Annotated in this window: 12 protein-coding genes and 1 other annotated feature; of the genes, 2 read left to right on the top strand and 10 right to left on the bottom strand. The window is 38.4% G+C overall.

What is annotated here, in order from left to right; translation table 11 throughout:
- Nucleotides 1–67 precede the first annotated feature (67 nt).
- From rplL to H628_RS0106695, 7 genes are all read right to left on the bottom strand, one after another.
- Entirely contained in the window at nt 68–430 is a 363-nt protein-coding gene (gene rplL, locus H628_RS0106725; RefSeq protein ID WP_006585809.1) for a 50S ribosomal protein L7/L12, read from the bottom strand.
- Nucleotides 431–497: 67 nt separating this feature from the next.
- Nucleotides 498–1001, bottom strand: coding sequence for a 50S ribosomal protein L10 (rplJ, locus tag H628_RS0106720; protein WP_027825774.1), 504 nt, complete (start codon nt 999–1001; stop codon nt 498–500).
- A gap of 33 nt (nt 1002–1034) precedes the next feature.
- Nucleotides 1035–1160: a sequence feature (ribosomal protein L10 leader region), on the bottom strand.
- 41 nt (nt 1161–1201) lie between these two features.
- A complete protein-coding gene (locus H628_RS0106715) occupies nt 1202–2122 on the bottom strand; it encodes an ROK family protein (RefSeq protein ID WP_027825773.1) in 921 nt (306 codons plus the stop codon).
- Nucleotides 2123–2192: 70 nt separating this feature from the next.
- Complete coding sequence (locus tag H628_RS0106710) at nt 2193–5159, bottom strand: beta-glucosidase (protein ID WP_034538445.1); 2967 nt, start codon at nt 5157–5159, stop codon at nt 2193–2195.
- 149 nt (nt 5160–5308) lie between these two features.
- The gene (locus H628_RS0106705) at nt 5309–6325 is read right to left on the bottom strand and encodes a glycosyltransferase family 2 protein (RefSeq protein WP_027825771.1); all 1017 of its coding nucleotides are present in this window, start codon (nt 6323–6325) and stop codon (nt 5309–5311) included.
- Between the two features lie 112 nt (nt 6326–6437).
- A complete protein-coding gene (locus H628_RS0106700; protein WP_034538443.1) occupies nt 6438–6944 on the bottom strand; it encodes a membrane protein in 507 nt (168 codons plus the stop codon).
- 1 nt (nt 6945) lies between these two features.
- Complete coding sequence (locus H628_RS0106695) at nt 6946–9360, bottom strand: glycoside hydrolase family 3 C-terminal domain-containing protein (protein ID WP_027825769.1); 2415 nt, start codon at nt 9358–9360, stop codon at nt 6946–6948.
- A gap of 166 nt (nt 9361–9526) precedes the next feature.
- On the opposite strand from H628_RS0106695, the gene H628_RS0106690 reads away from it, so the two are divergent.
- Both H628_RS0106690 and H628_RS0106685 read left to right on the top strand, forming a co-directional pair.
- The gene (locus H628_RS0106690) at nt 9527–10237 is read left to right on the top strand and encodes a LytR/AlgR family response regulator transcription factor (protein ID WP_027825768.1); all 711 of its coding nucleotides are present in this window, start codon (nt 9527–9529) and stop codon (nt 10235–10237) included.
- A 2-nt stretch (nt 10238–10239) separates the two neighbouring features.
- Nucleotides 10240–11556, top strand: coding sequence for a sensor histidine kinase (locus H628_RS0106685; protein ID WP_034538441.1), 1317 nt, complete (start codon nt 10240–10242; stop codon nt 11554–11556).
- Between the two features lie 56 nt (nt 11557–11612).
- Here the strand turns inward: H628_RS0106685 and rplA are convergent, their stop codons facing one another.
- From rplA to nusG, 3 genes are all read right to left on the bottom strand, one after another.
- A complete protein-coding gene (rplA, locus tag H628_RS0106680; RefSeq protein WP_027825766.1) occupies nt 11613–12305 on the bottom strand; it encodes a 50S ribosomal protein L1 in 693 nt (230 codons plus the stop codon).
- Between the two features lie 97 nt (nt 12306–12402).
- The gene (rplK, locus tag H628_RS0106675) at nt 12403–12828 is read right to left on the bottom strand and encodes a 50S ribosomal protein L11 (RefSeq protein ID WP_006585814.1); all 426 of its coding nucleotides are present in this window, start codon (nt 12826–12828) and stop codon (nt 12403–12405) included.
- Nucleotides 12829–12948: 120 nt separating this feature from the next.
- Nucleotides 12949–13503 carry a transcription termination/antitermination protein NusG gene (gene nusG, locus H628_RS0106670; RefSeq protein ID WP_027825765.1) on the bottom strand — a complete coding sequence of 185 codons (555 nt, stop codon included), beginning with the start codon at nt 13501–13503 and terminating at the stop codon, nt 12949–12951.
- Between the last annotated feature and the right edge of the window lie 82 nt (nt 13504–13585).

Below are 13585 nucleotides of genomic sequence, written 5' to 3'. Positions count from 1 at the left end.
ACAAAAATAAGCAAAAAAAAGACAATCCACATAAAGTAGATTGTCTTCCTTTAATATAAAGGCGAAATTACTTAACAGTAACAGTTGCGCCAACTTCTTCAAGCTTAGCCTTGATGTCGTTAGCTTCGTCTTCTGAAACGCCTTCCTTGATAACCTTAGGTGCGCCATCAACAAGGTCCTTAGAATCCTTAAGGCCAAGACCAGTGATTTCACGAACTGCCTTGATAACCTTAACCTTTTCTTGACCTGCTTCAGTCAATTCAACATCGAATTCAGTCTTAGCAGCAGCACCTGCAGCAGCACCTGCAGCAGCAACTGGTGCAGCAGCAGTAACGTCAAATTCTTCTTCGATAGCTTTTACTAAGTCGTTTAATTCAAGGATAGTAGCACCCTTTAATTCTTCAATAATCTTTTCAGTATCTAAAGCCATTTAAGTATCCTCCGAAATTTAGATATTAGAAATTAAATACAATTTACAATAATTACAAATCTGAATCTTAGTCTTCGTCCTTAGATTCAGCAACAGCCTTAACGGCGTAAGCGAAGTCACGCACAGGAGCTTGCAATACAGAAACAAGCATTGAAAGCAATCCTTCGCGACCTGGAATAGAAGCGAGTTGCTTGATTTCTTCCTTAGAAGTAAGCTTACCTTCAAGCATACCACCCTTGATGTTAATTACATCAAAGTCGTCTTCGTATTTAGAAACGATTCTAGCTGGTTCAGTAACGTCATCAGCGTTATCAGTGTAGATAACAGCAGTAGGACCTACGAAAGTATCTTCTAAACCTTCGATACCAGCCTTCTTAGCAGCACGTCTTAAGTAAGTGTTCTTGATAACCTTCATCTTAACATCGTTATCACGAAGTTCCTTACGCATGTTAGTAACTTCATCAACAGTAAGACCTAAGTAGTCAATTACCAAGATAGCCTTAGCAGCCTTAAGTTCTTCAGCAAAAGCATCAACCAACTTTTCTTTTGCAGCAATAGCAGCTTTACTCAAGTGATTCACCTCCATGAGATTTATATAAATTCTATAAGGCCTAAAAAAGCTCCATGCCAAGAGACATGGAGCTTTGAACTCAACATTATCTTCTGGCCTCGGCGGGATTTTGAGACGTCTATTCGTCACCCGAGTCTTAGGTAGAATTTACTCTATCTAATCTACCAACTTCCAAGGTAAATGTCAAGCTTTATTTATCATTATTTTGCTTCGTCACTTTGACCGTTAACATCAAGAAGCAAAGCGTAAAGTGCACCAAAAATGTTGGCATCGTTTTCAAACTGTGCACGCACGATTTCAGGCTTGGTCAATTCATTACCAACACGGTAGAACTTCTTAGCTAAGAAATCATATTGTTCATTAATTGTCTTAATCACAATTTCTTGGGCACTAATCCCACCAGCAATAACTACCTTAGCGCCATCAACTACGGCTTGAACTGACAAGATAATATTTGCAACGTCACGACAGTAGTCAGTAAAGATTGCCATTGCAGTTTTATCCCCAGCATTAATTGCTTCAAAGGCCTTTTGACCATCTTCTAAGTCACTATTACCTAAAGCTTCATTCACACGCTTAATCATGTTAACTGCAGAACCCTTTTGACCAGTAAAACCGCTCCAGTCATCACAATTCATGTCATAACGCATAAAGCTAAGTTCACCAGCTTGGAAGTGAGCACCGTGAATCAATTGTCCACCAACAACAATCCCACCACCAACTTCAGAACCTAAAGTTAGCATTTCACCACTAACAACATCCTTCAAGGCACCAAGCCACATTTCAGCAAGTGCAGCAGCCTTACCATCATTTTCAACACTAACCGGAACTTGGTACTTGTCACCGAATAACTTTTGGACATTTACACCATCTAAAAATGGCAAACTACCACCAAAGTGAATAATCTTGTTATCCACATCAATTTTACCAGGACAAGAAATTGCAATCCCCTTGAACTTGCCTGCGTATGAATCAGCGATTTCATACATTTCGTTCAAAAATTCTTGCAAGCCGGTCTTAACAGTTGGCTTTTTATTCTTTTCTACGATATTACCGGCTGCATCAAGCATGGCATACTTTAAGTTAGTACCACCGATATCGAAAACTAAATATTGCTTCATTTTTATCTCCAAATCTTTCTAAGAAAAAGCACCCCGTTTAGCGCGAGATGCTTTTAGAATTTACATATTTTTATTTTACCATGTATTTTCTTCTGTATAAATAAATTGCTAATACTTGTAAGGCAGCGATTACAACTGCAGCACCAATTGTGATGTTAACAAGTTGTTTTTGATATGGCCACATTACACTTTGCCCCTTCTTGTAGTTAGCACTTGCATAAGCATTTGAGTTAACTACTGAGTAAAGGATACCCTTTGAAGCCTTTCTCATAGCTCTAACAACAGTTGGGTTATTAGTGTATTTAACTTTAGCACCAACACCATTAGTTGAAAGCATTAAGTTACCACCGTTTAAGATTGATTGCGTTGCATCCATAGTTCCTGGTACATAATAGTCAGTCTCAACAAAACCTTTGAAGCCCCATTCATTTCTTAAGGTCTTGTTTAACAAGGCATCATTAGCACCGCTCCAGCGGTTACCAATCATAGTGAAGGCTGACATAACTGCCCGCGTACCACCAGTCTTAACTGCTGCTTCAAATGGACGGAGATAAATTTCACGAATTGCTTGTTCAGTATTCCATTCCATGTCTGAAGACATTGATTTAGTCTTCATACTCATGTAATTCCGATTAGTTTCAGCGTTATTCATAGCGAAGTGCTTCATATAAGCGTATACGCCATACTTTTGTGCACCTTTAATTTCGTTAGCAGCCATATTAGCAGCTAGAGTTGGGTCTTCTGAGTAGTATTCAAAGTTACGTCCACCAAAGGCGCTTCTGTGAATATTCATTGCTGGGCCGTACCAACCGGTGATACCTGCTTGATTACCTTGCTTACCAACTAATTCGCCACGCTTTTTAGCGAGATCTTTGTTCCAAGTTGAAGCAATCATTGTTGCTGATGGGAATCCAGTAGTGTTTAAGTTCTTAGCAAAGAAACTTGAAAAACCTGCAGGACCATCAAAGTCTAAAGTACCAACTTTACCAATAGACTTAATTGGGAAGGTTTGATAACCACCATACGCAATTAGATTATTCATATCGTCAATGGTCATTTGATTCAAGAGCTTCTCCCACTTAGGATCGTTATAGCGCTTACCTCTAAGGTCAGATAAGGTCAGGCCAGTATTTTGTCCTTGTGTAGGCATCTTCCCCGTTGCCCTTGGTTCTTTGTAACTAGTGGTAATAGTTGCTGATTTTTGCAATGATGCTGGAAGACTAATCTTACCTGGAGCTTTAGTAGCTTCATTGTAGTTAGCGAAGTTATCTTTTCTACTTAAGTAAGTAAAGTGACTACCATCATCTTGAGCGTATTGGAAGTGGTTACTTGCAGCAACAACATCCCCAGGACGCTTGTTATTTGCATTATAAGTTATCTTATTACCAATTGATAAGTTTTGACTATCAATTACATCGTGAGCATTCTTCTTGATTTGAATTTGGTATTGACCAGGATCAAGAACGTATGCACCACCATTTGAGCTATCATATGAAGCCATTTGTGCTTGGTTAAAGCTAAAGTGAAGCTTTTGACTTTGACCTGGCTTTAAGTTCTTAGTTTTAGCAAAATCAAGCAAATTAGTTGCTGATTTTTCAATTCCGCCATTAGTGTATGGAGCAGTGAAGTAAGCTTCAACAACATCCTTACCTGCACGCTTACCGGTGTTCTTTACAGTAACGTCAAAGCTAAAGTTACCATTCTTACCCTTGCTTAAGTTGCTCATCTTTTGTTCAAACTTGGTGTAAGACAAGCCGTAGCCAAATGGGAATTGAACAGCTTTTTCATAGCCAGAATTATCGTTAGTATACTTAGTTTCCCAATACTTGTAACCAACATAAATGTTTTCCACATAGTGGTTAAAGGCAGCAGATTTATCAGTGTATTCAAATGCGCCCCAATTGTTGTAAGTAGGTGTCTTCTTTAAGTCATAGACATAAGTATCTGAAGTTCTACCTGATGGGTTAACTTCACCTTTTAAGATTTTACCCAAGGCGCTAAAGCCTTTCGTTCCAGTACCTGCCATCCAAAGTGCAGCCTTAATATGACTGTATTCTTTTAAGAAGCCTAGTTCCATTGCGTTAGATGAGTTAATTAACACAACAACATTCTTGAACTTCTTGTTAACCACATCAAGCATACCACGTTCAGTAGTAGTAAGTTCTAGATAGTTCTTACCACCTTTCCAATCGTCTTTATGGCCATTATACTTTTGTGGAGCTTTAATATGACTAGGATCAGTTGGTAAGTCTGTCCCTTCACCACCTGGACGAGTAATCACTACTAATGCAGTATCAGAATATTTTTCAGCCTTTTTCATCATTGTCTTTGAATATGATGAAATTTTAGGTTCAGGCAAAGACCAATCAGTATCATTCATTCCGCCAACTGGTCTTGTCTTTTGATATTTAGTATAAAAGTTTTTCAATTCATTATTAGTTCTAAAGCCAGCACTATTCAAACTTTTATAAATATCAATTGCTCCTTGATTATTACTCTGTCCAGATCCTGTACCACCATAAATAGGTGAAATTGAAGCCCATCCAAAGACATTTAACTTTTGGGCTTTGATTGGCAAGTAATCATTTTCGTTTTTAAGTAAGACCGAACCTTCATTAACGATTTGTTTTGAAAGATTGTCTGACTTAGCAACTAAGCTCTTTTTTACCTGCTTAATTGCCATGCCAGAATTATTAGCATTCATTAAGCCTTGAAGTGGGCCAAAAAGCAAAGTGTTAATTGAAACAACTACGGTAATTAGAAATACAATAAATGATTCCCACTTTAACCAGAAGTTGAATTTATTACTCCGATTCCAAAATACTATGATTAATACAATAATTAATCCTAATACGATTGCAATTGGAAGAATGTTTCCCATCCCCACTTGCAAAGTACTTTGAATATCTTGATCAGTAACAACGCCTTGAGCTTTCAAGTTGTTTATTACGACTGTGCCAATTCCCCAAACAGCTAGTACTAAAGCAATAATAGTACCAACAGAGATTAGCATACTTCTTAATTTTTTATTTTTCATCGTCATAACCTCTTTACCTAACGATTTTCTTAACAATTTTATTTTACCTTGCATCCGCTTTCTGTAATCGCTTACAACAAAACCTGTGCTTTTTCAATCATTTTCTGCATAAAAAAAGAAATAGCAAAATGCTATTTCGTTTAATCGCTTTAATTAAAGCCATAAATCAATCTCGCAATTCCATATAATCCACTGGCCGCCTTACGTCCAACCTTACCTGGTAAGTGCATACATAAACCTAGCGGACGTTTACGTAAGGACTTGTAAACTTTAGGACTTTTAATCTTAAGGTAGTTCCACAACTCATCTTTTTTATCGAGGTATTCTGCTTGTTCGCCACGAATCAAGATAATAGAAGATATTGCTGTAATTATCTCCAAATAAAACTTCATGTACTTACCAAGCGAAGTTTCGGAATCAATATGCTCAGAATAGAACTTAATCATCCGCTTGTTGATGAGCAACTGTTGATCAATCTTTTTAAGCATCACACTTTCATTAACTGATTGGTCTTCTCTACCAATAAAGTAATGATAAAAGTCAACATCAAGATAATACATTTTACGCACAAATTGTAGCGGTTCAAAGACGTAAAGGTTATCATCGTAAGATACATGTTCAGGTAAGCGTAAATGTGCTCGCTGAGTAATAACTTCTCGGCGATAGATTAGTGAGTGCATCATCAAATATTGTCCAAGATAAAGCTTCACATCATCCCATCCGAAAAATTTCTTTTTAGGCAAATGCGGAAAATGAATCACTTTCTTGTGCTTAGCGCCAACTTTATCATAAACATAGTTACTAATTAACAAATCAACCGTTTGCTTCTTAGCTTTAAGTCCCTTTAAAAAATCAACAATCTTATGATATGCAGTTAAATCAACCCAGTCATCGCTATCAACAACTTTAATATAGTCACCGCTAGCATGGTCAAAACCAGTGTTCAACGCGCCACCATGGCCGGCATTTTTTTGGTGAATTGGAATAATTAAGTCTGGATACTGCTTTGCAAACTGGTCAATCATCTGTGGGGTGCTATCCTTTGAACCATCATCAATTAACAGAATTTCCACATCTGATTTAATTGCGACCAGTGATTTTACGCATTTTTCTAAATAATCTTGTGAGTTGTAACAAGGTACGATAATACTTAGTATTTTTTCCAAGGATCTAATCTCTTCATTTCCAAAATAAATGTTAGTTTTAATTATTATAACGTGTTTTTCTGTTTTTAGACAATAAAGAAAGGAGAATCCCACTTGAGATTCTCCTCCAAATCTAGTCTTTCATAACAACGAACTTAAGCATTGGCCAGTTAATAATAACTTGCATCACAATGTTCAAAATATTCGCAACAGTTGCACTAAAACCATGAATGATTGGACTTAAAACTTTGATTACATATGGTGGTAACCAGATAGAAACGATTCCGGCAAAAACAACTGTCACAATATACCAAAACAACTTTTTAGGTCCGAATGTGGCCTTAAAGACCAAATTCTTTTGCACTAGATAATTCACAATCTGTGCACAGACATATGCTAGTAAAAAGGCATAAAATCCGCCTAATCCACCAGTGGATGGGTCCTGGTAGTTAAAAATCCACCACTTAAATGGCGTAGTAATGTTTTTAAAGAAAATCATGGTGCTGAGCCATAAAACTACAAAGTTAGTGATAGTGGCACAGTTACTTAAAATGTTAAAGGCAATAAACTGATATAAATCAGGGTGTTGCGCCTTCCATTTTTTGATAGCTCCGATAAAGCCAGTTTGTTCTTTTTCCATTTTATTCACCTTCTTGATACCAAGAATTAGCCTTGGTCAGCTTGCGATTTTTGAAGTAATCACCGATCAAACGTCCGCATCCCTTGAAGAAGTGGCCATTTACTATGGTTAAAATATCTTCAGCCATCGCTTTACTTACCATGCCATGTGTCATCTTCGGCATGGCTCTGAATGGCATATTGTAATTAAATAAGAAATTCAAATCTGGCTTACCTGCCACAATGCTTTGGTTAATCTTCTTCTTCAAATAATTTGCGGCTATTCTGGCTAATCCACTTTTGGCATGATGCATGTCACTTAGTGGATCATTATAGTCAAGGAGCTCTTTAACGGTATTTTCTGGTACTTTGTGGCCTAAGAGCTGACTAAAGTCGGTAAGGTCGGTTTGATCAAGTTGAAGTCGCTCATACTTAACTAAGCTAGCATTAGTAATTTCAGGCAAGGTAATTCCCTCACGGCTAATGGTTAAGGTCTGAGCAATGTTTTCCACATTTTCACCCAGGTATACTTGATACTTACCTGCTTCAACTTGCCAAGACTTATCAGCTACATCCCAAAAGCGGAAGGTCTTGTCATCAAATTTAATCCGGCAAGCCTTACTTTCACCAGCTCTTAGCTCAACTTGAATCCAACCCTTTAACTCCTTAGCTGGGCGAATTAAGTTGGAATCTTTTTTGCCAACGTACATTTGGACGGTTTCTTTACCTGAACGCAAACCGATATTTTTAACCTTGAAGCTGACACCTTTTTCATCAATCATAAAATTGCTTAAGTCAAACTTGGTATAACTCAAGCCAAAGCCGAATGGGAAGAGGACTTCTTGATTAACACTGTCAAAATAGCGATAACCAACAAATGGCCCTTCACGATAATATGCATGCCGCTTTTTTTCTGGGAAGTCTTGATTAAATAGAATATCGCTTTCTTTAAGGGGATAAGTCTCACTTAAGCGACCGCTTGGATTATACTTACCAGTTAAGACATCCCAAACGGCACTTGCACCAGCTTCACCACCTAAATAGCCATGAACTAAAGCACTTACCTTATCCACAAATGGCAATTCAATCACGCTACCGCCAGAAAGCACTACAACTAATTCTTTCCCCAGTTTGCTCAATTCATTAACTAAATGTAATTGGTTTGCTGGTAAGGACAAGTTTGGCCGGTCTAAGCCTTCAGATTCACTGCCTTCATCAAGCCCCATGTTAACCACGATAACATCAGCCGTTTTAGCCAGCTTTTTGGCTTCATCAAGTAAAGCTTGATTTTCTTGACCACTCCGTTCATAGCCTTGTGCAAAACCAACTAAATTCAGTGGATAATTCTTGCTAGTCGTTAACATGTTTTCCACATTTTGAGCATTAATCAATGACGATCCTGCCCCTTGATAGCGAGGAGTCTTGGCAAAGTCTCCAATTAAAGCAACCTTGGTATTAGCTTTTAATGGCAAGATACCATTATTTTTCAAAAGGACAATTGACTCCCGAGCTGCCTTTTGCGCAATCTTATGTTGTTCATCCCAAGAAAAGTCACTAATCGTCTTTTCACTGTGTTTCAACTTCAAGATAACGCTAATTAATTCGTCAACTCGCTGGTCCAAAACACTTTCTTTCAGCTTGCCAGCTTCAACTGCAGCGACAATTTCTTGTGCGCCTTGCCAAGACAAACCTGGCATCACCAAGTTATTACCTGCTTGCAGGCCTTTAACGTGGTCATTATCGCCACCCCAATCAGTTACCACATAGCCATCAAAGCCCCAATCGTGTCGCAAGCTCTTAGTTAACAAACCTTCATTTTCATTGGCATAGGTTCCATTAATTTCATTATATGAACTCATAATGGCAGATGGCTTACCTTCTTTGACTGCAATTTCAAAATTGGTCAAATACAATTCATGAAGCGTGCGTTCATCCACCACAGAATCACTTGCCATCCGGCGAGTTTCTTGGCTATTAACGGCAAAGTGCTTTGGTGTAGCAGCAACGCCACCACTTTCAATCCCTTGAATCATCCCTGCAGCCATTTTTCCGGCCAAATAAGGATCTTCACTATAATATTCAAAGCTACGTCCACCACGAGGATTGCGCTTAATATTTAAAGCTGGTCCTAACACTTGGTTCACGTGCAGCCTTTGAGCCTCACGTGCCAAAGCTTGGCCAACTTTTTTTGTTAAGTTAGGATTCCAGCTATTGGCTAAGGTTGCAGAAGCTGGAAAACAAGTGGCTTTTTCACTGGCATTTAAGCCTAAGTGGTCACCTGCGCCGCTTTGCTTCCGCAAGCCTAAAGGGCCATCCGACATGAAAATTGTCGGCACCTTTCCATTAGCGCTATAAGTCTCCCATTCGTTTTTTCCTGAAACGAGACTAGCTTTTTCTTTAAGGGTTAATTTATCAATAATTGCTTGATTTTTAAGCATTTTAAATCCCCCGTTCTTTCATCTACAGTTAGTCTACTATCCATGTAAGCGCTTTTTATTATTGGGTGCATATTTTGCACCAGTTTTTACATTATTTGCTTGCAGCGCTTTCAATCATTGTCAAGCTAGGTATAATTAACTGTTAGATAAGTAAGGAGGAAGTAGCTTGAAAATTGCAATTGTTGAAGATAATCAAACTGACAAAGATAAGTTACTCAAATATTTGAAAAAAATAGAAACAAGTAGCGATGAAATCTTTGATATCATTACCTTCCAAGATGGGCTTGATATTGTTACCAACTACCCAGAAGGGGTCGACTTAATCTACTTTGATGTGCAGATGCCTCATATGGATGGAATGACCGCCGCCAAAAAGATTCGCGCTAAAGATGCAAATGTAATTATTGTCTTTTTAACCAATTATGTCCAATACGCCATCGACGGCTACCAGGTCAATGCCAGCGACTTTTTACTCAAGCCCTTGTCATACTTTAGTTTGGCCGAGCACTTTAAGAAGGTGCGGGAACTAATTAAGTTGCGGGAAACTTCAATTACAGTTAATTCAACTGATGGACTGAAAAAAATCATTTTAAACCGCCTTTATTATGTTGAAAGTGAAGCTCATTATCTTCACTTACACCTATATGATGGTAAAGAAACAATCATTGATATGTTCGAATCAATGAAAAACATGGAAAAACTTCTAAGCGACAAAGGTTTCTTCCGTTGCAATAATTGCTACATCGTCAACTTAAAGCATGTCGATGGGGTTAAAGCTAGCATGGTCCAAGTTGGGCCATATAACCTAACTATCAGCCGGCCCAGAAAAAAGGCCTTTATGCAGGCTTTGACTGCTTATCTGGGAATGGGGGTTTAAAGATGCCAAGTCTGATTTTCCCTAATATCCCCAGAATAATCACAGCCCTGGCGGAATGGTCTAGCTTTTTGTATATTGCCTTGCTTTTATTCAAGCCCCAATTAAATTTCAAAAACGGTACTATTATTGTGCTTTCTGGGGTTGGGCAGGTACTATTACAAGTTTGGGCAGGAACCTTTCCAATTGAAGGTTGGCTGTTTGGCATGTTAATAAATTTCAGCTGGATGCTTCTTTGCACTTGGCAGTTAAGCCTTAAAAACATCGCCACTACTACTTATTTAACCTGCAAAGCCTTTATTCTAGCTGAGTTTTTAGCCTCTTTATTGTGGCAGATTTGCTGTTACTGGGACTTATACCTCAAGCTAAACCGTAATTTGTGGGTAAAAACAATTTTTTGTGCCGTTGGCTTTTTGCTTTATTACTTGCTGGACTACAAATTAGCCAATAAGACTAAAGTTAAGACGCTTGCCAAGAACTTAACGCGCAGTGACGCCTTACATGCAGTCCTAATTGCGGCTATGATTTTTGCGGCTTCAAATATTGGCTTTGTATTGAAAAACACCTATTTTTCTCTGGGGAATAATCCTACCATCTATATGATGCGTACCTTCATCGACCTGTGCGGGATTATGGTTTTCAGTTTAATTGAAAATCAACGCTATGAACTAACCCTTAAAAACGATTTAATTCAAATTAATAATATGTTCAATTCCCAATATGAACAATACCAAGCCTACAAGGAAAGTAGTGAGACTGTGAACCGCCGTTTTCACGATCTAAAGCATCAATTAGATATCATTGCCCTTGAAAGTAGCGATAAGCGACGCCAAGAATATATCGATTCATTGAGAAATGATATTAAACAATTCAAGGCTGATGTTAAAACTGGCAATCCAATAATTGATGTCATTTTAACCAGGAAAAATGCCTATTGCATCAACAAAAATATCAACTTCACTGTCATCGCTAACGGCAAATTACTAAATCATATCGAAACCATGGACTTGTGCAGTTTAATTGGTAATTCGCTCGATAATGCAATTGAAGCTTGTGAACAAGTAAAAGACCCAGAGCGCCGTATTATTAAGCTTAAAATTTTTGATCAAGCTAATTTCATCATTTACCAACTTGAAAATTACACTGAAAACACTAATAAATTTGATGATGGCTTGCCTCAAACAACCAAAAAAGATCGGCGCAACCCTCACGGCTATGGATTAAAGAGTATTTCTTACGTGACCAAGAAGTATAATGGTACCCTTAGAGTTCAAGAAAAAGATAATTGGTTTACCCTAGCAATTATTTTTCCAAAAAATTAAGGCATGAAAAAAAGGAATCGCATCTGCGATTCCTTTTTGTTTGTTTTTAAACTTTATTATTTCAAGTTTAATGGGTCGAGGTGGATACCAGGACCAAAAGTTGCACTAACGGCTACGCTCTTAACGTATTGACCCTTAGCACTTGCTGGACGAGCACGTAAAATTACGTCTCTTAAAGCATCGAAGTTTTCAACTAACTTGTCTTCTTCGAATGATACCTTACCGATTGGTGCGTGGATTAAACCTTGCTTATCAACACGGTATTCTACTTGACCAGCCTTAACGTTTTCTACGGCCTTCTTAACGTCCATAGTAACAGTACCAGTCTTAGGGTTTGGCATTAAGCCCTTAGGACCTAAGACACGACCAAGACGACCTACCTTAGCCATCATCATTGGTGTTGCAATAACAACATCAAAGTCTAAGTAACCGTTTTGAACTTTTTCAACTAATTCGTCAGAACCAACTTCGTCTGCGCCAGCTTCCTTAGCTTGTTCAGCTTGAGGACCTTCAGCGAAAACGATAACCTTTTGGGTCTTACCAGTACCGTTAGGTAAAACTAAGGCACCACGAATTTGTTGGTCTGCTTGCTTAGGGTCAACTGAAAGGTTGTAAGCAACTTCAACAGTTGCATCAAACTTTGCGTATGAAGTTTCCTTAACAAGCTTCATTGCTTCAGCTACTGAGTAAAACTTGTTCTTTTCTACTTTCTTAGCAGCTTCTAAATATTGTTTACCATGCTTTGGCATGCGAAATTCCTCCTTGCAAATGTGGTCAAACGAGCCCTCTTAGCTCTCCCACTTGATTCGTTAACTTTAATTAACGATCCGACGTTCCTAGTAAGCCTTAGTCTTCTACCTCGAAGCCCATGCTTCTAGCAGTACCTTCAACCATGCGCATTGCTGCTTCAACATCAGCTGCGTTTAGGTCTTGCATCTTGGTTTCAGCGATTTCCTTAACTTGAGCCTTGGTTACCTTAGCAACCTTCTTAGTGTTAGGTTCGCCAGAACCCTTTTCAACCTTAGCTGCCTTCTTTAATAAAACAGCTGCAGGTGGAGTCTTAGTAATGAATTCGAATGAACGATCTTCATATACAGTAATAACTACAGGGATAATCATACCCTTTTGGTCTGCAGTTCTTGCATTGAAGTCCTTAGTAAAACCAACAATGTTAATGCCGGCTTGACCCAATGCAGGACCAACTGGGGGAGCAGGTGTTGCTGCACCAGCTGGAATTTGCAATTTAACAACATTAATAACTTTCTTTGCCACGGTCAAAACCTCCTTGATTCCGTGATGCGGTTAAAATGGAAGACTTACCTAGTCTTCCTCCCACAATAATAAAGATACTCTAGTATCTTACCATCATCTATCTTTCTTGACAAGAGCTTTTTAGTTGTTGCCGTCGAATTTCTTTACTTGATCATATTCAAGTTCAGCTGTCGTTTCACGGCCAAACATATCAACAGAAACAAAAATCTTTTCCTTGTCTTCTTGAATGTCAGTGATCTTACCAACCATGCCATCGAAGGCACCTTCTGTAATCGTTACAGTTTCGCCAATTTCAAAGTCTAAATCAGGCTTGCGCTTTTCACCTTGTGACTTCAAAATCCGGTCAATTTCTTCATCTAGTAATGGTGAAGGCTTTGAACCACCACCGTGACTACCAACGAAACCAGTTACGTTAGGAGTGTTTCTAACGATGAACCAACTTTCATCAGTCATTACCATTTCAACTAAAACGTAACCTGGGAAGATTTTTTCTTCAACTTCTTGCTTCTTACCACGAACAGTTTCTACTTTACTTTCTTCAGGAGTTACAACTCTAAAAATAAAGTCTTGCATCCCCATTGATTGCGCACGTGAAAGCAAGTCGCTCTTAACCTTGTCTTCGTATCCCGCGTAAGTGTGAAGCACATACCATTTCTTCTTTGAAGTTTCTACCATGTGATTTTCTCCTTAAATTTTAGACAAACAAAAAAACCCCTAGTCTAGAGGTCTTTCACTAACAGAGTCATTATACCATAAT

Source organism: Lactobacillus psittaci DSM 15354 (assembly GCF_000425905.1).
Lineage (GTDB): Bacteria > Bacillota > Bacilli > Lactobacillales > Lactobacillaceae > Lactobacillus > Lactobacillus psittaci.
The sequence above is the reverse complement of the archived record's forward strand: the minus strand, read 5'-3'. Positions and strand labels throughout refer to the sequence as shown.

Excerpts from the sequence above, each read along its gene's own strand:
- H628_RS0106695 (WP_027825769.1), bottom strand. The coding sequence starts at position 9,360 with ATGCTTAAAAATCAAGCAATTATTGATAAATTAACCCTTAAAGAAAAA.
- rplL (WP_006585809.1), bottom strand. The coding sequence starts at position 430 with ATGGCTTTAGATACTGAAAAGATTATTGAAGAATTAAAGGGTGCTACT.
- H628_RS0106715 (WP_027825773.1), bottom strand. The coding sequence starts at position 2,122 with ATGAAGCAATATTTAGTTTTCGATATCGGTGGTACTAACTTAAAGTAT.
- rplA (WP_027825766.1), bottom strand. The coding sequence starts at position 12,305 with ATGCCAAAGCATGGTAAACAATATTTAGAAGCTGCTAAGAAAGTAGAA.
- nusG (WP_027825765.1), bottom strand. The coding sequence starts at position 13,503 with ATGGTAGAAACTTCAAAGAAGAAATGGTATGTGCTTCACACTTACGCG.
- H628_RS0106710 (WP_034538445.1), bottom strand. The coding sequence starts at position 5,159 with ATGAAAAATAAAAAATTAAGAAGTATGCTAATCTCTGTTGGTACTATT.
- H628_RS0106685 (WP_034538441.1), top strand. The coding sequence starts at position 10,240 with ATGCCAAGTCTGATTTTCCCTAATATCCCCAGAATAATCACAGCCCTG.
- H628_RS0106700 (WP_034538443.1), bottom strand. The coding sequence starts at position 6,944 with ATGGAAAAAGAACAAACTGGCTTTATCGGAGCTATCAAAAAATGGAAG.